This is a genomic window from Amycolatopsis sp. NPDC114505 (genome assembly GCF_055633615.1).
In genome coordinates, this window is record NZ_JBVKDV010000002.1 from 637,721 (window position 1) to 663,246 (window position 25,526).

A 25,526-nucleotide genomic window follows, 5' to 3' on the forward strand; every position below is an offset into this window, starting at 1 on the left:
TCTGGTAGAGATCACGGCGTGAGTAGCTCCGAGCCCGCAGCCCTCTGGGACCTCCCGGAGAAGCCGACCGCCGCTCCGGCGGCGCCGTCGCGTGCCCGGAAACCGAAGCCGAAGCCGGGTCAGAAGGCCAAGGGCGCGCAGTCGCCCGCGCCCGAGCGGCCGGTCGCGCGGATCGTCGTCGACATCCCGCTGGCCCACCTCGACCGCACCTTCGACTACCTCGTGCCGGAGAAGCTGCACGAGAGCGCGGTGCCCGGGTGCCGCGTCCGCGTCCGGTTCGCCGGGCAGCTCGTCGACGGCTACCTCATCGAGCGCGGCGAGACCAGCGACTACGGCAGCAAGCTGGCGTTCCTCGACCGCGTGACGTCGGCCGAGCCGGTGCTGGCGCCGTCGTTGCACGCGCTGTGCCGGGCGGTCGCCGACCGCTACGGCGGCACGCTGTCGGACGTCCTGCGCCTGGCGATCCCGCCGCGCCACGCGAAGGTCGAGGGCGAGCCGCCGCTCGCGCCCGCCGCGCCGCCGGAGCTGCCGGACAGCACGGCCTGGGCGCGCTACCAGCGCGGCCCGGCGTTCCTGGAGGCGCTGACCGAGGGCAAGCCCGCGAACGCCGTCTGGCAGGCCCTGCCGGGCGAGGACTGGCCACGCCGGCTCGCCGAAGCCGCCGGTTCGGTGGCGGCGGCCGGGCGCGGCGCGGTGCTGGTGGTGCCGGACCACCGCGACCTGACGCGGGTGTACGAGGCGTGCGCCGCGATCGTCGGCGAAGAGGCCGTGGTGGCGCTGATCGCCGGCCTCGGGCCCGCGGAGCGGTACCGGCGCTGGCTGGCGGTGCTGCGCGGCTCGGTGCGGGTGGTGGTCGGCACGCGGGCGGCGATGTTCGCGCCGGTCCACGACCCCGGGCTGTTCGTCGTCTGGGACGACGGCGACGACCTGCACCTCGACCAGCACGCGCCGTACCCGCACGTCCGGGACGTGCTGATGGACCGCGCGCACGCGGCGAAGGCGTCCCTGCTGGTCGGCGGCTTCGCCCGGACGGCGGAGGCCCAGCTGCTGGTCGAGTCGGGCTGGGCCGCGCCGGTCCTGGCCGACCGCACGGTGCTGCGGTCCGCGGCGCCCCGCGTGACGCCGGTCGGTGAGGACTTCGACGTCGCCCGCGACGAAGCGGCCCGCGTCGCCCGCCTGCCGGCGGTGGCGTTCGAAGCGGCGAGGCAGGCGTTCGCGGCGGGCCTGCCGACGCTGGTCCAGGTGCCGAGGCGCGGGTACGTCCCCGGTCTGGCCTGCGGAAACTGCCGGACCCCGGCCCACTGCCGTCGTTGCGCGGGACCCCTGTCGTTGCCGGGCGGTTCGGTGGACGGGCAGCCGAAGCCCCCGGCGTGCCGCTGGTGCGGCGTCCCGGAGACGGCGTTCCGCTGCACGGCATGCGGCTCGGTGAGGCTGCGCGCGGTGATCGTCGGCGCGAAGCGGACGGCGGAGGAGTTGGGGCGGGCGTTCCCGGGCATCCCGGTCCGCACGTCGGGGGCGGCGGAGGTGCTGTCATCGGTCCCGGGCAAGCCGGCGCTGGTGGTGTGCACCCCGGGAGCGGAACCGGTGGCCGAGGGCGGCTACGGCGCGGCGTTGTTGCTGGACGGCTGGGCATTGCTGGGCCGCCAGGACCTGCGCGCGAGCGAGGAGGCGTTGCGCCGCTGGATGGCGGCGGCGGCGCTGGTGCGCCCGGCGTCGTCGGGTGGCCGCGTGATCGTCGGGGCGGAGGCGGGGATGCCGGTGGTCCAGGCACTGGTCCGCTGGGACCCGGCATGGCACGCGGGCCAGGAGCTGTCGGAGCGCCGCGAGCTGGGCTTCCCCCCGGCGATGCGGATGGCGAGCGTGGAGGGAAGCCCGGACGCGGTGGCGGGGTTCCTGTCGGACTTGCCGTTGCCGCCGTCGGGTGAGGTGCTGGGCCCGGTGCCGCTCGGGGAGATCGACGAGGACGGCAATGCCGAGCGGGAGCGGGCTTTGGTGCGGGTGTCCCGAGCGGAGGGAAAGGCGTTGTCGGCGTCGATCCACGCGGCGGCGGCCCGCCGGGACGCGAAGAAGGCCACGGAACCGATCCGCGTCCAGCTGGACCCGCTGGAGCTCATCTGATCCGCGCGCACGCCAGGATTCCCCGGCGTGCGCGCGAATTCCGCCGGATCAGTGGCCGAGAACCGTGCCCGGCAACGAATCCAGCGCCACCCGCGGGGATTCCTTCTGCGGCAACGGAACCGTCGAACCCGCACCGCCGGCCGCGGCGGACGTCAGGTCGACCACCTCGGCCGCGATCGCCTGGCGACGAGCCTCGAAAGCCGGGTCCGTCAAGCCCGTCGGCTGGCCCAGCACCGGCGTGTGCAAATGCCCGCCCGACACCGAAGTCAGCCCCAGGCCCAGCCGCACTCGGTTCGCGCGGAACATCGACTCGTTCGACAGATAGTTTCCGCCCCCGCCCGAAGCCGCGATTTCGCCCGGTACCGGGGCGTCCGAGCGGCACACCGGCGTCCCCGCACCCGGGTGTGAAGAGTCCGGCCACACGCAGAACGCCTGGTTGAAGTTGACCGGATAAGCGCCGGTCACCTCGAGCATCCGCGTGTACGGCAGCGTCGTCTCGATGAACTGGACGTCCGGCTGGGGCCAGCCCGCGGCCGGCGGGACCCCGCCCGTCACGGACACGTTGTTGTTGTCCGGGAAACCGCCGCGCCAGGCGCCGGCCCAGCGTTCGACGTCGAAGCGGCCCGGGCGGCCCTGGCTGATCGTCAGCACCACGTCCGGCCGCCGCGCGCGGTCGCGCAACGCCGTGCCGTACGCCGCTTCCACGATGCCCTGGTCGAAGTAGCCCCACACCACCGGGAAGCTCACCGCCTGCACCACGGCCGGGCCGGCCGGCGTGTCGAGCACCCGCCCGTCGAGCTGCAGTGCCGACGCGCCCGCCGGGTTCGAGATGGTGATGCCCGCGCCGTCCAGCTGGAACGGGTCGAAGCCGCTCACCATCACCCGCCGCGCCTTCCCGAGCGGGAACCGGACGTCGTCGAGGCCACGCGCGCCGCGATCGAACGCCGTCAGCAGCGCGTCCCGCTGCGAGGGGAACGACTTCCACTGCCGGATCGCGCTGCTGAGCTGCAGCCGCGCCCAGTACAGCGGCCGGTCGTCGAACCGGTCGAGCGTGCCGAGATCGGGACGGCGGCCCTGCGCGCGGTCGACGGCGGTCCGCCACAGCCGCTCACCGGCCTGGGTGACGACGTGCTCGGCGCGACGCGGGGTCCGCGCCGCGCAGAGGTCGTGCTTCACCTCGGCGACGAGCGGATCGAACCCCGCCAGCCGCACGAGCTCGGGCCCGACGGCGGGACCACCCGCGGGCAGGGAGGCGGTCAGACGCTGTTCCTCGACGGTCAGCGGAACACCGGCGTCGAAACAGCCGGGCGCGGCCGTGGCGACGGTGGGGAAGGCGAAGAGCGGAACGGCGGCGAGCAGGGGGAGCAGAGCGGTCAGGCGCACGGATTTCCCTCCACGGCGTGGGTGACGCGGCCGAGTCTTCCGCCGACCGCGCCACCCGCGTAACCCGCGGAAGTCGGGATCAGCCCGTGGCGAGGACCTTCAAGCGCGAAATGTCCGCGCTGAACTGGTCCTGGTCAATGGGCGAAGAGCTGTACTGCCAGAACGTGTAGAAGCCCCAGTTGTACGGCAACGTCCCCGCCGACGACGCATAACGCGCCACCCACAGGGGGTTCGTCGAGCTGAAGTCGCCCGTGTTGCCGGTGCACTGGCTCCACCAGCTCGTCGCCGTGTAGATCACCGGCCAGCGGGTCGTCTTCGCGTGGTACTCGTCGCTGAACGCCTTGATCCACGCCACCATCTGGGCCGGCGTCTTGCCGTAGCACGCGTTGTTCGGGCCCCACTCGATGTCGAGCGTGCCCGGGAGCGTCTTGCCGTCCTTCGACCAGCCGCCGCCGTGGGCGACGAAGTAGTCGGCCTGCGCGGCGCCGCCGGCCCCGTCCGGGCGGCCGTAGTGGTAGGCCCCGCGGATCATGCCGACGTTGTACGACCCCGTGTACTGCTGGCTGAAGTACGCGTTCTGGTAGCTGGTGCCCTCGGTCGCCTTGACGTAGGCGAACTTCTTGCCCGCGCTCCAGTACGACGCCCAGTTGACGTTGCCCTGGTAGGAGCTGACGTCGATGCCCGGGACGCTGGCGTCCACCGAGGCCGGCGCGAGCCCCGCCGGGGCCACGCCGTCGTGGGCGCGGATCGCCGCGCCCATCTCGTGGTTGTCCGACGCGTCCTGGTCCGGCAGGCCCGGTGACGCCGACGCGCCGGGGGCGGTCACGACCAGCAGGGAGGTCGAGACGGCAACAGCGGCGCCGAGCATGCGGCGCCATCTGCGTGGTGCGGTCATCTTCAGTTGTCCTTTCGGTTGCCCTCGCTGTGCGCGGCTGTGCAGGGCCACGCCGGACGATTCTGTGACAGCGATGTGGGCGGCGTCACTCCGCCATGTGATCCAATTTCGAAGTCTGGGGAAACTCGTAAAATTCTGACGAGCGGGGTGCGGCGCCTTTTGGCGTCTTGAACGTGCCTGGTCCGAAGGGCAGACTCGCCCGCATGCCCGCGCACCGGAGTCGCACCCTCGTCATCGCCGCCACGGCCGCGCTCCTCACGACCGTCGCCGCCGGACCCGCCACCGCCGCCACCCCCACGCCGAAGTCCCCGGTCGCCGTCGGCTTCGGGGGCGCGGTGGCCAGCATCGACGCCGACGCCACCGCGATCGGCACCCAGGTCCTGCGCGACGGCGGCAACGCCGTCGACGCGGCCGTCGCGGTCGCCGCCGCGCTCGGCGTCACCGACCCGTTCTCCGCCGGCGTCGGCGGGGGCGGGTTCTTCGTCTTCTACGACGCGAAGACCCACCGCGTCCACGCCCTCGACGGCCGCGAGACGGCGCCGAAGACCGCTGACGCGAACCTCTTCGTCGAGAACGGCCAGCCGCTGCCGTTCAACGACGCCGTCACGAGCGGGCTCAGCGTCGGCGTCCCCGGCACGCCCGCGACGTGGTCCGAGGCGCTGCGCAAGTGGGGGACGCGCTCGCTGGCGAAGTCCCTGAAGCCCGCCGAAGACCTGGCGCGCAAGGGATTCGTCGTCGACTCGACGTTCCAGACGCAGATCGCGAACAACGCCGCGCGGTTCTCCGCGTTCCCCTCGACGCGGTCGCTGTACCTGCCCGGCGGCGCCCCGCCGTCGCCCGGGACGGTCTTCCGGAACCCCGACCTCGCGGACACCTACGCGCAGCTCGAACGCCGCGGCGTCGACGCGCTGTACCAGGGCCAGATCGGCGCGGACATCGCCAAGACCGTGCAGCAGCCGCCGAAGGACCCGGCCTCGACGCTGAACGTGCGTCCCGGCAAGCTCAGCACGGCCGACCTCGCGGCCTACCGCGCGATCGAGCGCGACCCGACCCGCACGAGCTACCACGGCCTCGACGTCTACGGCATGCCCGCGCCGTCGTCCGGCGGGCTCACGGTGGCCGAGGCGCTCAACATCCTCGAGAACTTCGACCTCAAGCACGCGAGCAAGGCCGACTACCTGCAGTACTTCCTGGAGTCGACGCGGTTCGCCTTCGCCGACCGCAACCGCTGGATCGGCGACCCCGCCGTCATCGACGTCCCGGCCAAGGAGCTGCTGAGCCAGCGCTTCGCCGACTCGCGGGCGTGCCTGATCTCGAAGGACAAGGCCGCGACCAGCCCGGTCGCGCCGGCCGACCCTCGCCATCCGACACCGTGCGCGGCCGGGACCACCGCCGCGCCGACGCCGTACGAGGGCGAGAACACCACGCACCTCACGGTCGCCGACAAGTGGGGCAACGTCGTCGCCTACACGCTGACGATCGAGCAGGAGGGCGGCAGCGGGATCGTCGTGCCGGGCCGCGGGTTCCTGCTCAACAACGAGCTGACCGACTTCTCGTTCACGCCGGTGACGCCGGGCGTGCCCGACCCGAACCTGCCCGGCCCCGGCAAGCGTCCGCGCTCGTCGATGGCGCCGACGATCGTGCTCGACCACGGCCGCCCGTTCTTCGCGACGGGTTCGCCGGGCGGCGCGTCGATCATCACCACCGTCCTGCAGGTGATCCTCGGCCGGCTCGACCGCGGGCTGTCGCTGGAGGACGCCATCGCGGCGCCGCGGGCATCGCAGCGCAACTCGGCGGCCGCGCAGGTCGAGCAGGCGTTCCTGGACCAGCCGGAGACGGCGGACCTGAGGGCCCGCGGCCAGGGCTTCTCGACGGCACCGGCGGAGATCGGCGCGGCGACGGGCGTGGAGCGCCTGCGTGACGGCCGCTGGCTGGCGGCGGCGGAACCGGTCCGACGCGGTCAGGGCGCGGCGCAGGTGGTGTGGCCGGCGCGCTGGTAGGTCAGGCTTCGAGAGCCCAGCGGATGTACGGCGTCTTCGGGACGAACCCCGCCCGTTCGAACACCCCGGAGGCGCCGGACGGGCTCGCCGAGTCCACCACCAGGCTCGCCTGGTCGTAACCGTGGTCCTTCGCGGCCTGCAACGCGTGGGCCAGCAGGGCCGTCGCGACGCCGCGCTTCCGGTGCTCCGGGAGCGTCCCGACGACCATGAAGTGCGCGTCGCGGATCCCGGTCGCCGCGGTGTCGGCGTCCCAGGACAGGGTCACCAGCAAGCCCGCCGGTGCTCCGGTCGCGTCGCGGGCCAGGAAGCTGACCTCGGGCCGGAACGTCTGGTTGACGATCTTGTTCCGCCACATGTCCGGCGGCATCGGGACCGCGCCCCAGGCGTCCTCGAACGCCGCGTTCCGGACACGCCGGAAGTCTTCGTCGGTCTGCTCCGACCACGGCTCGATCCGGGCTTCCCCCGGCGCGACGTCCCCGAGGGGGTGCTCCATCCGCCGGAAGTACCGGACCGGCGCGAAGCCCCGGGAGCGCATCAGCTCGGCGAGGCCGGCGATGTGCCCGGGCCGGTGGACGTCGACCACGAGCTTCGCGTCCGGGTGGTGCCGGGCGTGCAGCACCTTCGCCGCGGCGACCCCGGCTTCGACGAGCCGGGTCCCGACCCCGCGGCGCCGGTGCGCCGGGTGCACCCCGCCGTCCAGGAAGACCCGGTGGACCTCGCCGGCGGACGGCTTGAACCGGATCTTCACATAGCCGATCATCGTGTCGCCGCCGAAGGCCGCGAGGCTGCCGCGTTCGAGGTCGGCGTAGGGGTCGACCAGCTCTTGGAGGGTGTCCTCGGCGGTGTAGTGCTCGCCGATCGCGTCCACGGATTCCATGGCGTTGAGGAGGTCGGCCGAGGCCTGGGCGTCCTCGCGGGTGAGCGGCCGCCACGTCAGTCCGTGCATACCGGCGACGCTAACGCCCGGGAGCCGGGCCTGTCGTGCCGATTACCGGCGGTCAGGCGGGCGCGCCCCGATCACGGGGGCCTTCTAGACTCGGCTCCGATGTTCCAGCCATGTGAATCCTCCCCGCTCCCGCCGGGGGTGCGCCGATGAAGCTCGTCTTCGCCGGCACCCCCGAACCGGCGGTCCCGGCGCTGCGCGCCCTGCTCGACTCCGGCCGGCACGAGATCGTCGCCGTCGTCACCCGGCCCGACGCCCAGGCCGGCCGCGGCCGCCGGGTCGTCCGCTCGCCGATCGGCGCCCTCGCCGACGAGCACGGCATCGAGGTCCTGACGCCCGCGCGCGCCGGCGACCCGGCCTTCCTCGCCCGGCTGACCGAGCTCGCGCCGGACGCCTGCCCGGTCGTCGCCTACGGTGCGTTGCTGCCGCAGGCCGCCCTCGACATCCCGCGCCTCGGCTGGGTGAACCTGCACTTCTCGCTGCTGCCCGCGTGGCGCGGCGCCGCGCCGGTGCAGGCCGCGATCCGCGCCGGCGACGAGATCACCGGCGCGTCGACCTTCCGGATCGTCAAGGAGCTGGACGCGGGCCCGGTCTTCGGCTTCGTCACCGAGGCGATCGGCGGGACCGACACGGCGGGCGGCCTGCTCGGGCGCCTGTCGGAGTCCGGCGCCAAGCTGCTGCTGTCCACCATGGACGGTCTGGCCGACGGCAGCCTCGTCGCGCGCGAGCAGCCCGCCGAGGGGATGAGCTACGCGCCGAAGGTGACCGTCGAGGACGCCCGGGTGTCCTTCGCCGACCCGGCCGCGGCGGTCGACCGCCAGATCCGGTCGGTCACCCCGGACCCGGGTGCGTGGGCGGAGTTCCGCGGCGAGCGGTTCAAGCTCGGCCCGGTGACGGTGGTCGACGAGCCCGGCCCGCCGCCGGGGGAGATCGTGGTCGAACGCAAGCGGGTGCTGGTCGGGACGGCGACCAAGCCGTTGCGGCTCGGCGAGGTCCAGGCACCCGGCAAGAAACGGATGGCGGCCACCGACTGGGCGCGAGGTACGAGGATCGACCAGGGAGAACGCCTCCGGTGAACGACCACAGGGAACGACGTCCGTCACGGCCGGACCGGGGCCGCCCGGCTCCGCGCAAGGAAGGCCCGCGCCGCCCGCCGGAGGTGGACCCGGCCCGGCAGGCCGCGTTCGACGTCCTGCGCGCGGTCCGGGAGAAGGACGCCTACGCCAACCTCGTCCTGCCGGACCTGCTGCGCGAGCGGCGGATCGGCGGCCGGGACGCGGCGCTGGCGACCGAGCTGGCGTACGGCACGTCGCGGGCCCAGGGCCTGCTCGACGCCGTCATCGAGGCCAACGCCGAGCGGCCGCTGGCCAAGACCGACCCGGTGGTGCTGGACGCGCTGCGGCTCGGCGTCTACCAGCTGCTGCGCACGCGCATCCCGGAGCACGCCGCCGTGACGTCCACTGTGGACCTCGTGCGCGCCGAAGCTGGTTCGTGGGCAACGGGTTTCGCGAACGCCATCATGCGCAAGGTGTCCGAAAAGGACGAAGCGGCCTGGCTGGACGAGGTCGCGCCGGACGAGGCCAAGGATCCGATCGGGGCGTTCGCGCTGCGCACCGCGCACCCGCGCTGGATCGCCCGCTCGTTCGCCGAAGCGCTGGGGGACAAGGGCGCGGGGCTGAAGGCGGCCCTGGAGGCCGACGACGCGCGGCCCGAGGTGCACCTGGTCGCCCGGCCCGGCGAGATCACCGCCGACGAGCTGGCGGCGATCACCGGCGGCGACCCCGCGCCGTACTCGCCCTACGGCGTCCGCCTGCCCTCCGGCGCCGGTGACCCGGCCGACGCGGAGCCGATCCGCGAGCGGCTGGCCGCGGTGCAGGACGAGGGCAGCCAGCTGTGCGCGATCGCCGCGACGAAGGTGCCGGTCGAGGGCTCCGACGAGCGCTGGCTCGACCTCTGCGCCGGTCCCGGCGGCAAGGCGACGCTGCTCGGCGCGCTGGCGGCGTTGAGCGGGGCGACGGTGGACGCCGTCGAGAAGGCGCCGCACCGCGCGAAGCTCGTCGAGAAGGCCACGACCGGCCTGCCGGTGAAGGTGCACGTCGCCGACGGCCGCGAGTCGGGTCTGGAGCCGGGCTACGACCGCATCCTGGTCGACGCGCCGTGCAGCGGTCTCGGCGCACTGCGTCGGCGGCCGGAGGCACGCTGGCGCCGGCAGCCGTCGGACGTCGCGGACCTGACGAAGCTGCAGGGTGAGCTGATCACCGCGGCGTACGCACTGCTGCGACCGGGCGGCGCGCTCACGTACGTCGTCTGCTCGCCGCACCTGGCGGAGACCGAAGGCGTGCTGGGCGAGACGGCCCGGCGGCTGAAGGCCGAAGTGCTGGACTCACGGGAGTTCTTCCCCGGTGTCCCCGAGCTCGGCGACGGGCCGTACGTGCAGCTCTGGCCGCACCGCCACGGCACGGACGCGATGTTCTGCGCCGTGCTGCGCAAACCGTGAGAGACCTCGGGCTGATCGCCGGCTCGTGCGGCGGGCTGGACACCCGGTTCGCCGCCGAGCTGGTCCGGCCCGCCGCCGAGCGCGGCTGGCGCCCGGCGATCACCTTGACGCCGACGGCTCATCGTTGGCTGGAGTCGACGGGCGCGCTCGCCGAGGTTGCTTTGTCGACCGACCTGCCGGTGCGCAGCGTGTCCCGGCTGCCGGGGGAGCCGCGGCCGCACCCGGACCCTTCGGTGTTCCTGTTCGCGCCGGCATCGGCCAATTCGGTCGCGAAGCTGGCGCTGGGCATCGCGGACAACCAGGCACTGACGGTCCTCGGCGACGTCCTCGGCGCCCCGGGGATCACGATCGTGGTGGCGTACCAGATCCAGGACACCCGAGTGCACCACCCGGCATGGCAGCGCCACCTCGACACCCTCGCGGGAGTAGGGGTGACGCTGCACCGGCTGGACGTCGGGCGGCATTGGACCGAGGTCTTGGACCTGCTTCCCTGATCAGCAGGCCGCCGCGTCGGTGGCGGCCAGCAGGTGCCCGCTCGTTTCGGCCGGAGTCGGGTTCTCGTTCAGCACCACCGTCACCCGGCGACCACCCGGGCCGACGCCGGCCAGGTTCGTGAAGCCGAGGATTCCGCCTTCATGACCCCAAAACTCCCCGCACGACAGCGGAACACTGCCCAGCCCCAAGCCGTAACCCGCCCCCGGGATGCCGAGATCCGCCGGGACCGTGCGCTTCATCTCGGCCAGCTCGGCCGGACGCAGCAACCGCCCGCCGAGCAGGGCGCCGTAGAACCGATCGAGGTCGGCCGGGGTCGAGATGAGCCCGCCCGCCGCCCCGGCGATCGTCGCGTCGTAGTCGCTGAAGTCCACCAGCTTCCCACCAAACGGCACGTAACCGACGGCGTGCGGGTCCGGCAGCTTCTCGTCGCCGCGGCGGGGGAGGTACGTGTCGTGCAGGCCCAACGGCCGGGTGATCCGCCGCGCGATCTCGTCGCCCACGGAACGCCCCGTGACCTGCGAGACGAGCATCCCGGCGACGATGTAGTTGGTGTTCGAGTACGACCAGCTCGTGCCGGGCGGGAACAGCGCCGGGTGCTTCAGCGCCATCGCCACCAGCTCGGCCGGCTCCGCGCCGCGGTGGCGCAGCGACTCCGGGTCGCTCAACGCGAGGTCGTCGGTGTAGTTGTACAGCCCGCTGGTGTGCTGGAGCAGCTGCCGCACGGTGATCCGCCGGTCGGGTAGCAGGCCGGGCAGGTACCGCTCGACCGGCGCGTCCAGCTTCACCCGGCCCTCGCCGACCAGCTGCAGCACGACCGTCGCGACGAACGACTTCGTGACGCTGCCCGCGCGGAAGGACCCGTTGCGCGGGAACGGTTTCCCGGTCGTCACGTCCCCCGTGCCGCTGCGCGTGACCCGCGTCCGGGAGCCGTCCTGGACGACCGCCTCGGCGCCCGGGACGCCGTCCTGGGCGGTCAACGTGTCGAGCGCGCCCTGGAGTGGGCTGGTGGTGGCGAGCGCCGGCGCCGCCGTGGTCGCAGCGAGGAGTGCGACGAGGGTGCCGCAAGCGATGATCCGCTTGCCGCGCAATGACTTCCGCATGAAAGAACCCCCTGGTGTCGTGGTACTCCCAACCTAGGGAGCCACGGCACCAGGGGGCATGGGGCAGGCCGCCCGAACGATCCGGGGGCCTGCCCCACCACGTCAGCGCAGGCGCAGCGCGCGCTTCAGCGTGCCGAACAGGTCGGTCTGGTTGGTCAGGCCGACGATGTTGGCCGCCTGCGGGCCCATGGCCGCGATGCGGACCTGGGTGCCCGTGTGCGACTGCGAGCCGCCGGTCTCGGCGGTGCCGTACGCGAGGGTCATGTTCGCACCCTCGTTGGTGACCAGCGTCGCGGTCAGGCCCGGGGTGGCCGTCGGCTCGACGATCTGGCTGCTGTGGCCGTGGTCGGCCGTCACCAGCACCAGCGTGTCGGGGTGGCTGCGGGCGAACGCCGTGCCCGCCGCGATCGCCGCGTCGAAGTCGATCGTCTCGCCGATCTGGCCGCACGGGTCGGCGGCGTGGTCCTGCTTGTCGATGCTCGCGCCCTCGACCTGCAGGAAGAAGCCCTTGTCCGAGTGACGGTCGTCGAGCAGCTCCAGCGCCTTGCGGGTCTGGTCGGCCAGCTTCGGCTGCGTCTTCGGCAGCGCCGGGTTGGCGGTGCAGCGCGACGGCGCGGTGCCGCCGTGGACGGCCGCCGGGCCGGTCCAGTTCACCGGCATGTTGTTCTTGGCGAACAGGCCGAGGACCGGCTTGCCCTTCTTGGCCGCCGCCAGGTCCGCCGCGGTGTTCACGACGTTGTAGCCGGCCGCCTTGGCCTGGTCGAGGACGGTCTTGCCCTTGAACTTGCCGGCGGTGACCGTCTGGTCGAAGTACGTCGCGCCGCCGCCCAGCAGGACGTCGGGGCGGGTCTGGACGAGCTGCTCGGAGATCGAGCCGGCGCCGCCCTTCTCCTTGGCGTTGACCGCGCACTTGGCGGTCGTCTCGACCGGGCCCTTGCAGTCGCGGCTCACGACGTGCGAGCCGAGCACGGCCGGCGTGGCGTCCTGGACCTCGGCGGTGGTGACGTCGCCGGTGCGCAGGCCGCCGCGCTTGGCCAGCTCGAGGATCGTCGGCACGGGGTTGCCGTACGCGTCGACCGAGATGGCGCCGTTGTAGGTCTTGACGCCGGTGGCCCAGCCGGTGCCGGACGCGGCCGAGTCGGTCACGTAGTTCGGCTTGCCGGGGTTGTTCTGCTCGACCGCGTAGGTGGTGTAGTCACCGGTCAGCGGCAGCTCGTCCATCGCGAGCCGGCCGGCGGCGCCGCGCTCGTAGTTGCGCGCGGACGTGATCTCCGACTGGCCCATGCCGTCACCCAGGAACAGGATGACGTTGCGGGCACTGCCGCCCTGGATCGCGGAGCGGACGTCGTTGGTGCGGTCACCGGTGCCGGCCGACGAACGCGCGTTGTCGCTGTCGGAGCCGTTGGCGGCGATGGCGACCGGGGCGGCGGCGACCAGTGCGGCGCCGAGCGCGCCCGCGACCAGCCACCGGCGGCGGCCGGTGAGCAGCGAAGCCATGTTTCTCCTCTTCGGGGACTTCGGGAGGTAAGAGCCCGGATTCCGGACACGGGCTATTAGTCCGTCTGCATGTGTGCCGAGGAGGGACGGCGGGTGAGCGCCAGGTGACCGCTGGGGGAACTCATGGCTTCACGGAGGTGACCGGGAGCACGTCGGTTATTGACCGGCGAGGTGGCCCGGCGCGACGATGCCCGATTCGTACGCTATGACCACCGCCTGGGCGCGGTTGCCCGCGCCGAGCTTCGCGAAGACGTTGCCCACGTGCGTCTTCACGGTCTCGAGGCTGATCACGAGCGCGGCCGCGATGTCCTGGTTGGACAGTCCGGTCGCGACCAGCCGGAGCACCTCGGCTTCGCGCCGGGTGAGCGCTTTCGCGGCCCGCGCGTACCGCCCGTCCGGCAGCCGGGCGCTCACCAGCCGCCGGATCGCTTCCGGGAACAGCAGCGACTCGCCGGTGGCGACGGTCCGGACGGCGTGCGCGATCTCCTCCTTGCGCGCCCGTTTGAGCAGGAACCCGCTCGCCCCGGCCAGCAGCGCCTCGTGCACGTAGTCGTCGTTGTCGAACGTCGTGACGACGAGGACCTTCGGCGGCTCGGCCGGCTCGGCGAGCAGCTGCCGGGTCGCCTCGATGCCGTCCATCCCGGGCATCCGGACGTCCATCAGCACGACGTCGGGCCGGGCGCGGCGGACCGCGGGCAGCACCTCCGAGCCGTCGGCCGCTTCGCCGATCACAGTCAGGCCCTGCTGCTCCAGCAGCGCCCGCAGGCCGGTGCGCACCAGCGGCTCGTCGTCGGCCAGGAGGACGGTGGGCGTCATGCGCCCGTCCGCAGCGGGATGGTCGCGCGCAGCCGCCACCGCTCTCCGTCCGGACCGGCGTCGAGCTCGCCGCGCAGGGCTTCGACGCGCTCGGCGAGCCCGGTCAGCCCGCGCCGCCCGGGCCGCGGACCCACGCCGGGCAGGGCGTTGACCACGGCGATCGCCAGGCGCTCGGGCCCGGCCTCGACGCGGACGTCGACCCCGCCCGGGCCGGCGTGGCGCAGCGCGTTGGTCAGGCCCTCCTGGACGATCCGGTAGCCCTCGCGCGACACGGCGGCGGGCAGCGTGGCGACCGGTCCGCTGACGGTCAGCCGGACGTCGAGCCCGGCGTCGCGGGCGCGCACGGCGAGGACGTCGACCTCGGCGAGCGTGCGCATCGGTTCCTTGGCCGCGGGTTCCTCGCGCAGCAGGCCGAGAACGTGGTCGAGGTCCTCGAGGGCGCTTCGAGACGCTTCTTCGATCGTGCCCAGTGCGCGCCGCACCTGAGCCGGGTCGGCCTCGACCAGCTCGGCCGCGGCCGCCGCCTGGATGGTCGACGTCGTCAACGTGTGCCCGATCGAGTCGTGCAGCTCGCGGGCGAGCCGGTTGCGCTGGGCGAGCACGGCGGCGCGGCGTTCGGCCAGGGCCGCGCGTTCGGCTGTGGACGGGCCCAGCAGCGCGGTCGCGCCCGCCCGGAGGCCGAAGGTGGCGGCCGCCGTCAGCGCCAGTGCCGCAAACGCCACCACCAGCCCGAACGGGATCGTCCACGCCCCGAGCGGGACTCCGGACCGGTACAGCGAGATCGTGTCCTGCCCGCCCGCCAGCCAGATCGCGGGCACGAGCAGCCCGAGGCCCAGGAAGGCCAGCACGGTGAACAGGACGCCGCTGGCCGCGGTGTGCAGCGCGAGCCACAGCCCGGACCGCAGCCGCGACGCCGCGTCCGGCCGGCCCTCGGGCGCGGGGACGTGGGTGCCGAGCAGGGTGTTCGCCAGGCCGATGCCGAGGCGTCGCACCGGTCCCAGCAGGCCCAGCAGCCCCATCAGCACGGTGAGGGCGAGCAGGGCGACGAGCGCGCGGACCCGGGAGTCGGCTTCGACGGACACCGCCACGGCCAGGGCGAAGGGGGACACCGGCGCCGCGATGGCGGCGCCCGCGGCGGCGTGGAGCAGGCTGCGGTAGCTGCCGATCCGCGTCAGGGACAGGAGGAATCCGGGCATGCGGCGAGCGTAGGGCGGCCGGGATGGCCGTGACCTCCCTCTCCGGAGCCAGATTCTGGTCACAACCGGTTAGCGACCGTTAGCACCGGCCTCCTACACTCGGGACGTGGCTGACCGACCCCTGATCGCCCCCAGCATCCTGTCCGCGGACTTCGCCCGGCTCGGCGAGGAGATCGCCGCCGTCGCCGGCACCGGCGAGGCCCGCGCCGACTGGGTCCACGTCGACGTCATGGACGCGCACTTCGTGCCCAACCTGACCCTCGGCCTGCCCGTGGTCAAGGCGCTGCTCAAGAGCACCGACCTGCCGATCGACTGCCACCTGATGATCGACGACCCGGACCGCTGGGCGACCGGGTACGCCGAGGCCGGCGCCTACAACGTCACCGTGCACGCCGAAGCCGCGAAGGACCCCGTCGCGCTGGCCAAGAACCTGCGCGCCGCCGGTGCCAGGGCCGGCCTGTCGGTCAAGCCGGGCACCGCGCTCGAACCGTGGCTCGACGTGCTCAAGCACTACGACACGCTGCTGGTCATGTCGGTCGAGCCGGGCTTCGGCGGGCAGTCGTTCATCGCCGACGTCCTGGAGAAGGTGCGCACCGCGCGGCGGCTCGTCGACACCGGGCACCTGAAGCTCGTCGTCGAGATCGACGGCGGGATCAACGCCGAGACCATCGAGCAGGCCGCCGAGGCGGGCGTCGACTGCTTCGTCGCCGGGTCCGCCGTCTACGACGCCGGTGATCCGGGCAAAGCGGTCGCCGCGCTGCGCGAGCAGGCGGCGCGCGGCCGGGCCGGCTGATCCAGGGGTGGCACCGGGGAAGCCCCGGGGCCGCGTCGGGTGTTGGATGGGAGAACCGGCTCACTAGGAGGCAGCGGACGTGTTCACCGGCATAGTCGAGGAGATCGGCGAGGTCACCGCGGTCGAGCAGCTGACCAACGCGGCACGGCTGCGCGTGCGCGGCCCGCTGGTCACCAGCGATGCCGGGCACGGCGACTCGATCGCGGTCAGCGGCGTGTGCCTGACGGTCGTCGAGGTGAGCGACGGCGAGTTCACCGTCGACGTCGTGAACGAGACGCTGCAGCGCTCGAGCCTGGCCAAGGTCGCGACCGGCGACCGGGTCAACCTGGAACGCGCCACCCCGGCCGGCGGCCGGCTCGGCGGGCACATCATGCAGGGGCACGTCGACGGGACGGGCGTGTTCCTCTCCCGCGACGAAACCGGCGTCACGACCTTCGCCCTGCCGGGGCACCTGGCCCGGTACGTCGTCGAAAAGGGGTCGATCGCGGTCGACGGGATCTCCCTGACCGTCGCGGCGGTCACCGACGAGCAGTTCAAGGTCGCGCTGATCCCGACCACCCTCGAGGTGACCACCCTCGGCGGCCGGGAGGCCGGCGACCTGGTGAACCTCGAGGTCGACGTGGTCGCGAAGTACGTGGAAAAGCTGGCCGAGGCACACATCCGCGACCAGGTGCAGAATCGGGACGGCGGCACGGAGGAGCGGTCATGAGTGAATCGAGTGCGGCGGAGCCCGAGGCGGGCTGGACGCCCTGCGGCACGGGGGCGGTGTTCGACGCCGACGCCATCGAGCGGGCGATTTCCGACATCGCGGCGGGCCGTCCGGTCGTCGTGGTCGACGACGAGGACCGCGAGAACGAGGGTGACCTCATCTTCGCGGCGGAAAAGGCGACGCCGGAGCTGCTGGCGTTCATGGTCCGCTACACCTCGGGCTACGTCTGCGTGGCGCTGACCGAGGCCGAGGCCGACCGGCTGGACCTGCCGCCGATGTACCACACGAACCAGGACGCGCGGGGCACCGCGTACAGCGTCACGGTCGACGCCGCCGAGGGCATCAGCACCGGCATCTCGGCCGCCGACCGCGCGCACACGATCCGCCTGCTGGGCGACCCGAAGTCGACGGCGAAGGACTTCCGCCGCCCCGGGCACGTCGTGCCGCTGCGGGCCAAGAGCGGTGGCGTGCTGCGGCGCCCCGGGCACACCGAGGCGTCGGTCGACCTGGCCCGGATGGCCGGGCTCGCGCCGGCCGGTGTGCTGTGCGAAATCGTGTCGCAGAAGGACGAAGGCGACATGGCGCGCCGCGACGAGCTCGAGGTGTTCGCCGCCGACCACGACCTGGCGATCATCACCATCGCCGACCTGATCGCCTACCGCCGTCGCACCGAGAAGCAGGTCGAGCGCGTCGCCGAGGCGCGCATCCCGCTGGCCGCGGGCACGTTCCGCGCGGTCGGATATGACAGCCTCCTGGACGGCATCGAGCACGTCGCGTTCGTCTACGGCGAGATCGGCGACGGCCAGGACATCCTGGTGCGCGTCCACTCCGAGTGCCTGACCGGCGACGTCTTCGGCTCGCTGCGCTGCGACTGCGGCCCGCAGCTGGAGGCGGCACTGGAAGCGGTGGCCGCCGAAGGCCGCGGCGTCGTGCTCTACATCCGCGGCCACGAGGGTCGCGGCATCGGCCTGCTGCACAAGCTGCAGGCCTACCAGCTGCAGGACGACGGCGCCGACACGGTGGACGCGAACCTCGCGCTCGGCGTCCCGGCCGACGCCCGCGACTACGGCACCGGCGCGCAGATCCTCTGCGACCTCGGTGTCCGCACGATGCGGCTGCTTTCGAACAACCCGGCCAAGCGGATCGGCCTCGAGGGCTACGGCCTGCGCGTCACCGGGCGGGTGCCGCTGCCGATCTCGCCGAACCCGGAGAACCTGCGCTACCTGCGGACCAAGCGCGACCGGATGGGCCACGACCTGGCCCAGCTGGAGCACTACGACCAGGTGGGCGCGGGCCCCGAGCACCCCGACGGAGGAACGCTGTGAGCGGCGAAGGCCGTCCCGAGGTTTCGCTGGACCTGACCGGCTGCAAGTCCTTGAAGCTCGGCATCGTGGCGACGAAGTGGAACGCGGACATCACCGACGTCCTGCTGGAGCGCGCGCTGGCGGCGGCCCGCGAGGCGGAGCTGGAGGACGAGCCGACGGTGGTCCACGTCGCGGGCGCGGTCGAGCTCCCGGTGGTGGTGCAGGCGCTGGCCCGCAACCACGACGCGGTGGTCGCGCTGGGCGTGGTCATCCGCGGCGGCACCCCGCACTTCGAGTACGTGTGCGACGCGGTGACGGCGGGCCTGACCCGGGTGGCCCTGGACGAGAGCACCCCGGTGGGCAACGGCGTCCTGACGTGCGACACGCACGAGCAGGCGGTCGACCGGTCGGGGCGCCCGGGCGCGAAGGAAGACAAGGGCTACGAGGCGACGGTGGCGGCCCTGGACACGGCCCACGTGCTGCGGAGCCTCCGCCAGCCGTGGACCGAGCGGGGTTTCGTGTGAGCGTGAAGACTCTCCTGGTGGTCCGCCCCCGGCGCGCGCTGATCGTGTGCAGCGTGCTGGCGGTGGCGCTGCTGGCGGTGTTCGTGGTGGTGGCGGTGTTGCTGCGCAACGGCAACACGGGAGTCCACTTCCAGCGCTCCGACCAGGCGGCGATGATCGGCATCGGCATCCTGTTGGCGTGCGGCGTGATGCTGTTCGCGATCGCCCGGGTGCGCGCGGACGAAGAGGGCATCGAGGTCCGGAACGTGGTGATCACCAGGCGGTTCGCTTGGAGCGAGGTGCTTTCGGTGAGTTTCCCGGATGGCGCGTCGTGGGCGCGGTTGGAGCTGCCGGATGACGAGTACCACGCGGTGATGGCGGTCCAGGCGGTGGATCGGGACCGAGCGGTGGAAGCGGTGCGGGCGTTGAGGAAACTGCACCGCGCCGCGACGGGCGGCTGACGGGCCTGGGCCTCAGAGGTCCAGGTCCACCACGATCGGGGCGTGGTCCGAAGGCCCCTTCCCCTTCCGCATGTTCCGGTCCACATAGGAATCCGTCACCGCCGACGTGAACCCCTCGTTCCCGTAAACGAGATCGATCCGCATCCCCTTGTTGTTCGGGAAGTTCCCCGCCCGGTAGTCCCAGTACGTGAAGGGATGGTCGTACTTCAACGGCCGCGGGAACACGTCCGACAGCCCCAGCTTCCGCAGGTGCGCCAGGGCCTCGCGTTCCGGGGGAGTCACGTGTGTCGACTCCGCGAACACCGCGATGTCCCACACATCGGCGTCCGTGGGCGCCACGTTGAAGTCCCCGAGCACCGCGAACGGCCCGGCAGACACCTCCGTGGCCACCAGTGCCCGCAAGGCCTCCAGCCACTCCAGCTTGTACGCGTAGTGCGGGTTGTCCGGCTCGCGCCCGTTCGGCACGTACACCGACCACACCCGGACGCCGCCACAACTCGCCCCGATGGCGCGCGCCTCCGACGCTCCCTCGAACTGGGGCTCGCCCGGCAGCCCGCGGACCACGTCCGACAACCCCACCCGGGACACGATCCCGACGCCGTTCCACTGCCCGAGCCCGTACGCCGCCACCTCGTACCCCAGCGCCTCGACCTCGGCAAAAGGGAACTTGTCCGTCGGCCTTTTCAGCTCCTGCAGGCACAGCACGTCCGGCGCCGACTGCTCCAGGAACTCCAGCACGCGCGGCAGGCGGGGGAGGATGGAGTTCACGTTCCAGGTGGCGATCCGCATGTCCGCGAGTTTCGCACACCCCACCGACAGTTCCGGGGCGGAGCCGAAGCGCCGCCCCGGAACAAGAGAGATCAGACCCCGGCGGTCGTCCGGATCCAGGAGCGGCTCGACGCCACGCTCGCGTAGTTGTTCGTGCCGCGCGTGTTCGTGCCGCTCTGGTTCTGGACCGTCGACGCGACGCCGACCTGGACGCCGCCCGACAGCTGGGGGCCGCCCGAGTCGCCCTTCCACGCCGAGCCGTTGATCCCGACGCTCTGGATCGCGCGGCCGCCGTACGCGTCCGACGACCGGCCGGTGACCTGGACGTTCGCCGTCTTCAGCGCCGACGCCGGCGGGCCGGTCGGGGTCGTGCGGCCCCAGCCGTAGAGCTGGTTGGTGCTGCCCGTCGACGGGTCCGCGCTGCCCAGCGAGATCGGCCCGGCGCTGGTGGCCGACGCGAGGTGCAGCAGCGCGATGTCGCCGTTGGGGGACTCGTACTCGCCGTCGACCGCGATCTGCGTGCCGGAGAACAGCGTGTTGCTGCCGACCTTGACGTGCATGCCCGAGCCGTCCTGGTCGAGGCAGTGCACCGCCGTCATGACCCAGCGGGCGGCGATCACCGTGCCCGAGCAGTTGAAGCCCTGGAAGTCACGGCCGGGGGTGTTCACGTACACCTGGGCGCCCCACGACACAGTGGGGGCGGTGGTGCCGCCGACGATGTTCGGCTGGACGCCGGCGGAAGCGACGGCGCCACCCGCGAGGGTCAGCGCGACGGCGGCCGTGCACGCGGCGCCGAGGAAACGAAGAGAGCTCACGGAGGTGATCCTTTCGGACGGGGCCCCGATCGGGCCGGTCGGAAAGTAACCACCGCGTCACCGAGGGGGACACCCACCAAAGTCTGAACCGGACGAACACCCTACTTCCGGCGGGCGGGCCGGGGGCGTGCGAGAACTGTCGGTGCCGCCAAATACTCTGTGACGTGTGGCTGACCCGACCACCTACCGACCCGCTCCGGGAAGCATCCCGGAGGCCCCTGGCGTGTACAAGTTCCGCGACGCGACCAAGCGGGTCATCTACGTCGGCAAGGCGAAAAGCCTGCGCAGCAGGCTGAACTCCTACTTCGCCGACCTCTCCGGCCTGCACCCGCGCACGCGGCAGATGGTCACGACCGCCGCGAGCGTCGAGTGGACCGTCGTCGGCACCGAGGTCGAGGCGCTGCAGCTCGAGTACAACTGGATCAAGGAGTTCGACCCGCGGTTCAACGTCCGCTACCGCGACGACAAGAGCTACCCGATGCTCGCGGTGACGCTGGCCGAGGAGTTCCCCCGCCTGCACGTCTACCGCGGGGCGCGCAAGAAGGGCGTCCGGTACTTCGGGCCGTACGCGCACGCGTGGGCCATCCGCGAGACCCTCGACCTGCTGCTGCGCGTCTTCCCGGCCCGCACCTGCTCGGCCGGGGTGTTCCGGCGGCACGGCCAGATCGGCCGCCCGTGCCTGCTCGGCTACATCGACAAGTGCTCGGCGCCGTGCGTCGGCCGGGTCTCGGCCGTCGAGCACCGCGACATCGTCGAGGACTTCTGCGACTTCCTGGCCGGCAAGACCGACGTCATGATCAAGCGCCTGGAAGCCGAGATGGCCGCGGCCTCCGAGGAGCTCGAGTTCGAGCGCGCTGCCCGCCTGCGCGACGACCTCGGCGCGCTCCGGCGGGCCATGGAGAAGCAGGCCGTGGTGCTCGGCGACGGCACGGACGCCGACGTCGTGGCGTTCGCCCACGACGACCTCGAAGCCGCGGTCCAGGTCTTCCACGTGCGCGGCGGCCGGGTCCGCGGCCAGCGCGGCTGGGTGATCGACAAGGCCGAGGAGATGGACGTCCCGGCGCTGGTCGACCACTTCCTCACGCAGTTCTACGGCGACGAGGCCGACCTGGACGCCCGCGACGACGTCGACGCCGGGCCGGTCGTCCCGCGCGAGGTGCTGGTGCCGGAGCTGCCCGCGGACGCCGACGCGGTCGCGGAGTGGCTGACCGGGCTGCGGGGCTCGCGGGTCCAGCTGCGGGTGCCGCAGCGCGGCGACAAGAAGGCCCTCGCCGAGACCGTGCAGCGCAACGCGGGGGAGGCGTTCACCCAGCACAAGCTGCGCCGCGCCGGCGACCTCACGGCGCGCTCGGCGGCGCTCACCGAGCTGCAGGAGTTCCTGGCCCTCGACTCCGCGCCGCTGCGCATCGAGTGCATCGACATCAGCCACATCCAGGGCAGCGACGTCGTGGCGTCGCTCGTCGTCTTCGAGGACGGGCTCGCGCGCAAGTCCGAGTACCGGCGCTTCGCGCTGCGCGAAGCGGCCGAAGAGGGTGACGTCGCGTCGATCGCCGAGGTCGTGCGCCGCCGGTTCTACCGCTACCTGAAGGAAACCGCGGAGGAGACGGACTCGTCGAAGCCGGGCCTCGACCCCGAGACCGGCCGGCCGAAGAAGTTCGCCTACCCGCCGAACCTGCTGGTCGTCGACGGCGCGGGCCCGCAGGCCACCGCGGCCGCGGACGTGCTGGCCGAGCTCGGCATCACCGACATCTCCGTGGTGGGGCTGGCGAAGCGGCTCGAAGAGGTGTGGCTGCCCGCCGACCCCGACCCGGTCATCCTGCCGCGGACGTCGGAGGGGCTGTACCTGCTCCAGCGGCTGCGTGACGAGGCCCACCGGTTCGCCATCACCTACCACCGCGAGAAGCGCTCCAAGCGGCTGCAGACGTCCGAATTGGACAGTGTGCCCGGGCTGGGGCAGGCTCGCCGTACCGCCCTGATCAAGCACTTCGGCTCGGTGAAGAAGCTCAAGCAGGCCAGGATCGAAGAGATCGAGGCGGTGCCCGGCTTCGGCAGGCGCACCGCGGAGGCCGTGGTCGCCGCGCTGGCCGGGGAGTCCGGCGCGAGCAACGGCACGCAAGCAGGGGAGTAGGGAAACACAGTGAGTGCGCAAGAGGAGATCCGCGGTTCCGGTATGGAGGTCGCGGTCGTGTCCGGGTTGTCCGGGGCGGGCCGCAGCACGGCGGCCAAGTGCCTGGAGGACCTGGGCTGGTTCGTCGTCGACAACCTCCCCCCGGAGCTGATCGCCACCATGGTCGAGCTGGGCGCGCAGGCGCGCGGCGCGATCACGAAGGTGGCGGTCGTCATGGACGTGCGCTCGCGCGCGTTCACCGACGACCTGGCCTCGGTCATCAAGGACCTGGACGCGCGGGGCTACAAGCCGCGCGTGCTGTTCCTGGAGGCGACCGACGCGGTGCTGGTGCGGCGCTTCGAGGCGGTCCGCCGCGGGCACCCGATGCAGGGTGACGGCCGGCTCGCCGACGGCATCACCGCGGAGCGGACGCTGCTGGAGCCGCTGCGCGAAGAGGCCGACCTGGTGCTCGACACGTCTTCGCTGTCGGTGCACGACCTGCGCGCCAAGATCGAGGACGCGTTCGGCTCCGAGGCGAGCACCCAGACCCGGGTCACCGTGCTGTCCTTCGGCTACAAGTACGGCCTGCCGATGGACGCCGACCTGGTGATGGACGTCCGGTTCCTGCCGAACCCGTTCTGGATCCCGGAGCTGCGCGAACACACGGGCCTCGACGGCGAGGTCCGCAACTACGTCCTCTCGCAGGAGGGCGCCGAGGAGTTCCTCGACCGCTACCACCAGCTGCTGCGGCTGATCGGTGCCGGGTACAAGCGCGAGGGCAAGCGGTACCTGACGCTCGCCGTCGGCTGCACCGGCGGCAAGCACCGCAGCGTCGCGCTGTCCGTGGAGCTCGCCCAGCGTCTGTCCAAAGAGGACGGCATGGCCGTGAAGGTGGTGCACCGCGACCTTGGTCGTGAATAACGTGCGGGCGGTCGCCCTCGGGGGCGGCCACGGACTGCACGCCACGTTGTCCGCGGTGCGGCGGGTGACCCCCGACGTGACCGCGATCGTGACCGTGGCCGACGACGGCGGATCGTCCGGCCGGCTGCGGCGCGAGCTCGGGCTGCTGCCGCCGGGCGACCTCCGGCAGGCCTTCGCCGCGTTCGCCGCCGAAGACGGCGGCACGCTCTGGGCCGAGGTGTTCCAGCACCGCTTCGGCGGTGACGGCGCACTGGCCGGGCACGCGGTGGGGAACCTGCTGCTGGCCGGGCTGTTCGAGGTGCTCGGCGACCCGGTCGCGGCGCTCGACGAGGCCTGCCGGCTGATGGGCGTCTCGGGCCGGGTCCTGCCGATGTCGCCGGAGCCGCTGGAGATCGTGGGCCAGGTCAGCGGGCTCGACAGCGAGGACCCGGAGGCGTTGCGCACGATCCGCGGGCAGGTCGCGGTGGCCTCGACGCCGGGGCAGGTGCAGCGCGTCAGCCTGCACTCGCCCGGCCGCTCGGGGCGGCCGCCGCAGGCGTGCGAGGAAGCGGTGGAGGCGGTGCTGAGCGCCGACGTCGTCTTCCTCGGGCCGGGCTCCTGGTTCACCAGTGTTCTCCCTCACCTGCTCGTGCCGGGCCTGCACGACGCGCTCGTGAAAACCACCGCGACGAAGGTCCTCGTGCTCAACCTTGTCCCCCAGCCGGGGGAAACCGCGGGGTTCTCGCCGGAGCGGCACCTGGACGTACTCTTCGAGCACGCGCCCGATCTGCGGGTCGACGCCGTGATCGCGGACCGCGATTCCGTGCCCGACCCGGCGAATCTCCGGCGCGCGGCGGAACGGCTCGGCGGGCGCGCGCACCTGGGGGCGGTGGGCGACCCGGAAGTGGCGGGACGGCATGATCCTGATGCGCTCGCGTTGTGCATGCGGGAGGCTCTCGGTCTCGGCGGGGAGCACGGGGGAGGAGCGAAAGGCAGGGAGGGGCAGTAATGGCGATGACCGCCGCGGTGAAGGACGAGCTGAGCCGGCTGGAGATCACGAAGGTCGGGCCGCGCCGGGCGGAGGTCGCGTCGCTGCTTCGCTTCGCCGGCGGGCTGCACATCGTGGCCGGCCGGGTGGTCGTGGAGGCGGAGCTGGACACGGGCTCGGTCGCGCGACGGCTGCGCAAGGAGATCCACGAGCTGTACGGCCACCATTCCGACGTCCACGTCATCACCGCCAGCGGCGGGCTGCGCAAGGGCACCCGGTACGTCGTGCGCGTGGTCAAGGACGGTGAGGGCCTGGCCCGGCAGACCGGGCTGATCGACCAGCGCGGCCGCCCGGTGCGCGGACTGCCCGCGGCCGTGGTGTCCGGGGGAGTGGCCGACGCGGAAGCGGCATGGCGAGGCGCGTTCCTCGCCCACGGTTCGCTGACGGAACCGGGCCGCTCGTCGTCCCTCGAGGTGACGTGCCCGGGCCCGGAGGCGGCGCTGGCGCTCGTCGGCGCGGCGCGCCGGATGGGCATCCAGGCGAAGTCCCGCGAGGTCCGCGGCGCGGACCGCGTGGTGGTCCGCGACGGCGACGCGATCGGCGCGCTCCTGACCCGCCTGGGCGCGCACACGAGCGTCCTGCAGTGGGAGGAGCGCCGCATGCGCCGCGAGGTGCGCGCGACGGCCAACCGCCTGGCGAACTTCGACGACGCGAACCTGCGCCGTTCGGCCCGCGCGGCGGTGGCGGCGGCGGCCCGCGTGGAGCGGGCACTGGAGATCCTCGGCGACACGGCGCCCGATCACCTGCTGGCGGCGGGCAAGCTCCGGCTGTCCAACCGGCAGGCGTCCCTGGAGGAGCTGGGCCAGCTGTCGGACCCCCAGATGACGAAGGACGCGGTGGCGGGCCGCATCCGCCGCCTGCTGGCGATGGCGGACAAGCGCGCGAAGGACCTGAACATCCCGGACACGGAGTCGGCGGTCACGCCGGAGATGCTGGAAGAAGACGACGAGGCCTGACCGGTCCGCGGTCGTGGTTCGGGCAGCCGGCCTCGTGCCGCGCCCGCCAGGCCGCCTGCGGCGCCGCTCGGTGGCGAGGACGTCCACGCGGAACCGCGGTCCTCGTCGGCGCGCGGGGTTAACCGGACCCGCCACTTCGTAACATCCCGGTAGCACCACGGCGCGACCGCCGAAACGCGGGACCTCGAACCTCGGGGAGGGATAGGCCGAACGAGGGAAGGG

23 protein-coding genes are annotated in these 25,526 nt (G+C 72.8%); 14 read left to right on the forward strand and 9 right to left on the reverse strand.

Translation table 11 applies throughout. From position 1 onward, the window contains the following. Nucleotides 1–18 precede the first annotated feature (18 nt). The gene (locus ACZ7OU_RS21070) at nucleotides 19–2,118 is read left to right on the forward strand and encodes a primosomal protein N' (RefSeq protein WP_470256316.1); all 2,100 of its coding nucleotides are present in this window, start codon (nucleotides 19–21) and stop codon (nucleotides 2,116–2,118) included. A 48-nt stretch (nucleotides 2,119–2,166) separates the two neighbouring features. On the opposite strand, the gene ACZ7OU_RS21075 is transcribed toward ACZ7OU_RS21070, so the two are convergent. Next, nucleotides 2,167–3,501 carry a pyroglutamyl-peptidase I gene (locus tag ACZ7OU_RS21075; RefSeq protein ID WP_470256317.1) on the reverse strand — a complete coding sequence of 445 codons (1,335 nt, stop codon included), beginning with the start codon at nucleotides 3,499–3,501 and terminating at the stop codon, nucleotides 2,167–2,169. Nucleotides 3,502–3,580: 79 nt separating this feature from the next. Further along, nucleotides 3,581–4,396 (reverse strand): lysozyme, encoded by an 816-nt coding sequence (locus ACZ7OU_RS21080; protein WP_470256318.1) that lies wholly within the window; start codon nucleotides 4,394–4,396, stop codon nucleotides 3,581–3,583. Between the two features lie 203 nt (nucleotides 4,397–4,599). On the opposite strand from ACZ7OU_RS21080, the gene ggt reads away from it, so the two are divergent. Next, complete coding sequence (gene ggt, locus ACZ7OU_RS21085; RefSeq protein ID WP_470256319.1) at nucleotides 4,600–6,396, forward strand: gamma-glutamyltransferase; 1,797 nt, start codon at nucleotides 4,600–4,602, stop codon at nucleotides 6,394–6,396. Between the two features lies 1 nt (nucleotide 6,397). Here ggt and ACZ7OU_RS21090 read toward each other — a convergent pair whose 3' ends face one another. After that, entirely contained in the window at nucleotides 6,398–7,342 is a 945-nt protein-coding gene (locus ACZ7OU_RS21090; protein WP_470256320.1) for a GNAT family N-acetyltransferase, read from the reverse strand. Nucleotides 7,343–7,488: 146 nt separating this feature from the next. On the opposite strand from ACZ7OU_RS21090, the gene fmt reads away from it, so the two are divergent. The 3 genes from fmt to ACZ7OU_RS21105 are packed head-to-tail and all read left to right on the forward strand — an operon-like array spanning nucleotide 7,489 to nucleotide 10,330. After that, entirely contained in the window at nucleotides 7,489–8,415 is a 927-nt protein-coding gene (gene fmt, locus ACZ7OU_RS21095) for a methionyl-tRNA formyltransferase (RefSeq protein WP_470238385.1), read from the forward strand. Next, on the forward strand, nucleotides 8,412–9,836 hold the full coding sequence (locus ACZ7OU_RS21100; RefSeq protein WP_470256321.1) for an RsmB/NOP family class I SAM-dependent RNA methyltransferase: 1,425 nt from the start codon (nucleotides 8,412–8,414) through the stop codon (nucleotides 9,834–9,836). The genes fmt and ACZ7OU_RS21100 overlap by 4 nt, the downstream gene beginning before the upstream one ends. After that, complete coding sequence (locus tag ACZ7OU_RS21105) at nucleotides 9,833–10,330, forward strand: flavoprotein (protein ID WP_470256322.1); 498 nt, start codon at nucleotides 9,833–9,835, stop codon at nucleotides 10,328–10,330. The genes ACZ7OU_RS21100 and ACZ7OU_RS21105 overlap by 4 nt, the downstream gene beginning before the upstream one ends. Here ACZ7OU_RS21105 and ACZ7OU_RS21110 read toward each other — a convergent pair whose 3' ends face one another. The 4 genes from ACZ7OU_RS21110 to ACZ7OU_RS21125 form a co-directional block, all read right to left on the reverse strand. Then, a complete protein-coding gene (locus ACZ7OU_RS21110) occupies nucleotides 10,331–11,431 on the reverse strand; it encodes a serine hydrolase domain-containing protein (RefSeq protein WP_470256323.1) in 1,101 nt (366 codons plus the stop codon). 102 nt (nucleotides 11,432–11,533) lie between these two features. Then, the gene (gene phoA, locus ACZ7OU_RS21115; protein WP_470256324.1) at nucleotides 11,534–12,928 is read right to left on the reverse strand and encodes an alkaline phosphatase; all 1,395 of its coding nucleotides are present in this window, start codon (nucleotides 12,926–12,928) and stop codon (nucleotides 11,534–11,536) included. 156 nt (nucleotides 12,929–13,084) lie between these two features. Beyond that, nucleotides 13,085–13,744 (reverse strand): response regulator transcription factor, encoded by a 660-nt coding sequence (locus ACZ7OU_RS21120; RefSeq protein ID WP_470256325.1) that lies wholly within the window; start codon nucleotides 13,742–13,744, stop codon nucleotides 13,085–13,087. Beyond that, on the reverse strand, nucleotides 13,741–14,940 hold the full coding sequence (locus tag ACZ7OU_RS21125) for a sensor histidine kinase (RefSeq protein ID WP_470256326.1): 1,200 nt from the start codon (nucleotides 14,938–14,940) through the stop codon (nucleotides 13,741–13,743). Before ACZ7OU_RS21125 ends, ACZ7OU_RS21120 begins: the two co-directional genes overlap by 4 nt. 121 nt (nucleotides 14,941–15,061) lie before the next feature. On the opposite strand from ACZ7OU_RS21125, the gene rpe reads away from it, so the two are divergent. The 5 genes from rpe (at nucleotide 15,062) to ACZ7OU_RS21150 (ending at nucleotide 18,710) form a co-directional block, all read left to right on the forward strand. Further along, nucleotides 15,062–15,733, forward strand: coding sequence for a ribulose-phosphate 3-epimerase (gene rpe, locus ACZ7OU_RS21130; protein WP_470257637.1), 672 nt, complete (start codon nucleotides 15,062–15,064; stop codon nucleotides 15,731–15,733). Between the two features lie 79 nt (nucleotides 15,734–15,812). Next, a complete protein-coding gene (locus tag ACZ7OU_RS21135; protein ID WP_470238378.1) occupies nucleotides 15,813–16,442 on the forward strand; it encodes a riboflavin synthase in 630 nt (209 codons plus the stop codon). Continuing rightward, on the forward strand, nucleotides 16,439–17,767 hold the full coding sequence (locus ACZ7OU_RS21140; RefSeq protein WP_470238377.1) for a bifunctional 3,4-dihydroxy-2-butanone-4-phosphate synthase/GTP cyclohydrolase II: 1,329 nt from the start codon (nucleotides 16,439–16,441) through the stop codon (nucleotides 17,765–17,767). Before ACZ7OU_RS21135 ends, ACZ7OU_RS21140 begins: the two co-directional genes overlap by 4 nt. After that, a complete protein-coding gene (gene ribH, locus ACZ7OU_RS21145; protein WP_470238376.1) occupies nucleotides 17,764–18,270 on the forward strand; it encodes a 6,7-dimethyl-8-ribityllumazine synthase in 507 nt (168 codons plus the stop codon). Before ACZ7OU_RS21140 ends, ribH begins: the two co-directional genes overlap by 4 nt. Then, the gene (locus tag ACZ7OU_RS21150; RefSeq protein ID WP_470238375.1) at nucleotides 18,267–18,710 is read left to right on the forward strand and encodes a PH domain-containing protein; all 444 of its coding nucleotides are present in this window, start codon (nucleotides 18,267–18,269) and stop codon (nucleotides 18,708–18,710) included. Before ribH ends, ACZ7OU_RS21150 begins: the two co-directional genes overlap by 4 nt. 12 nt (nucleotides 18,711–18,722) lie before the next feature. Here ACZ7OU_RS21150 and ACZ7OU_RS21155 read toward each other — a convergent pair whose 3' ends face one another. Further along, a complete protein-coding gene (locus tag ACZ7OU_RS21155) occupies nucleotides 18,723–19,499 on the reverse strand; it encodes an exodeoxyribonuclease III (RefSeq protein ID WP_470256327.1) in 777 nt (258 codons plus the stop codon). A 71-nt stretch (nucleotides 19,500–19,570) separates the two neighbouring features. Continuing rightward, nucleotides 19,571–20,293, reverse strand: a complete 723-nt coding sequence (locus ACZ7OU_RS21160) for a S1 family peptidase (RefSeq protein ID WP_470256328.1) — start codon at nucleotides 20,291–20,293, stop codon at nucleotides 19,571–19,573. A gap of 166 nt (nucleotides 20,294–20,459) precedes the next feature. On the opposite strand from ACZ7OU_RS21160, the gene uvrC reads away from it, so the two are divergent. Genes uvrC through whiA form a run of 4 tightly spaced genes read left to right on the forward strand, consistent with a single transcriptional unit; the run spans nucleotide 20,460 to nucleotide 25,304 of the window. After that, nucleotides 20,460–22,421, forward strand: coding sequence for an excinuclease ABC subunit UvrC (gene uvrC / locus ACZ7OU_RS21165; RefSeq protein WP_470256329.1), 1,962 nt, complete (start codon nucleotides 20,460–20,462; stop codon nucleotides 22,419–22,421). Between the two features lie 42 nt (nucleotides 22,422–22,463). After that, entirely contained in the window at nucleotides 22,464–23,321 is an 858-nt protein-coding gene (rapZ, locus tag ACZ7OU_RS21170) for an RNase adapter RapZ (protein ID WP_003101350.1), read from the forward strand. Nucleotide 23,322: 1 nt separating this feature from the next. After that, a complete protein-coding gene (locus ACZ7OU_RS21175) occupies nucleotides 23,323–24,309 on the forward strand; it encodes a gluconeogenesis factor YvcK family protein (protein ID WP_470239009.1) in 987 nt (328 codons plus the stop codon). Beyond that, the gene (gene whiA / locus ACZ7OU_RS21180; protein WP_470238371.1) at nucleotides 24,309–25,304 is read left to right on the forward strand and encodes a DNA-binding protein WhiA; all 996 of its coding nucleotides are present in this window, start codon (nucleotides 24,309–24,311) and stop codon (nucleotides 25,302–25,304) included. Before ACZ7OU_RS21175 ends, whiA begins: the two co-directional genes overlap by 1 nt. Nucleotides 25,305–25,526: the final 222 nt, after the last annotated feature.

Coding starts and splice junctions, on each gene's coding strand:
- ACZ7OU_RS21080 (WP_470256318.1), bottom strand. CDS start 4,396: ATGACCGCACCACGCAGATGGCGCCGCATGCTCGGCGCCGCTGTTGCC.
- ggt (WP_470256319.1), top strand. CDS start 4,600: ATGCCCGCGCACCGGAGTCGCACCCTCGTCATCGCCGCCACGGCCGCG.
- ACZ7OU_RS21090 (WP_470256320.1), bottom strand. CDS start 7,342: ATGCACGGACTGACGTGGCGGCCGCTCACCCGCGAGGACGCCCAGGCC.
- fmt (WP_470238385.1), top strand. CDS start 7,489: ATGAAGCTCGTCTTCGCCGGCACCCCCGAACCGGCGGTCCCGGCGCTG.
- ACZ7OU_RS21110 (WP_470256323.1), bottom strand. CDS start 11,431: ATGCGGAAGTCATTGCGCGGCAAGCGGATCATCGCTTGCGGCACCCTC.
- phoA (WP_470256324.1), bottom strand. CDS start 12,928: ATGGCTTCGCTGCTCACCGGCCGCCGCCGGTGGCTGGTCGCGGGCGCG.
- ACZ7OU_RS21120 (WP_470256325.1), bottom strand. CDS start 13,744: ATGACGCCCACCGTCCTCCTGGCCGACGACGAGCCGCTGGTGCGCACC.
- ACZ7OU_RS21125 (WP_470256326.1), bottom strand. CDS start 14,940: ATGCCCGGATTCCTCCTGTCCCTGACGCGGATCGGCAGCTACCGCAGC.
- ACZ7OU_RS21140 (WP_470238377.1), top strand. CDS start 16,439: ATGAGTGAATCGAGTGCGGCGGAGCCCGAGGCGGGCTGGACGCCCTGC.
- ACZ7OU_RS21155 (WP_470256327.1), bottom strand. CDS start 19,499: ATGCGGATCGCCACCTGGAACGTGAACTCCATCCTCCCCCGCCTGCCG.
- rapZ (WP_003101350.1), top strand. CDS start 22,464: ATGGAGGTCGCGGTCGTGTCCGGGTTGTCCGGGGCGGGCCGCAGCACG.
- whiA (WP_470238371.1), top strand. CDS start 24,309: ATGGCGATGACCGCCGCGGTGAAGGACGAGCTGAGCCGGCTGGAGATC.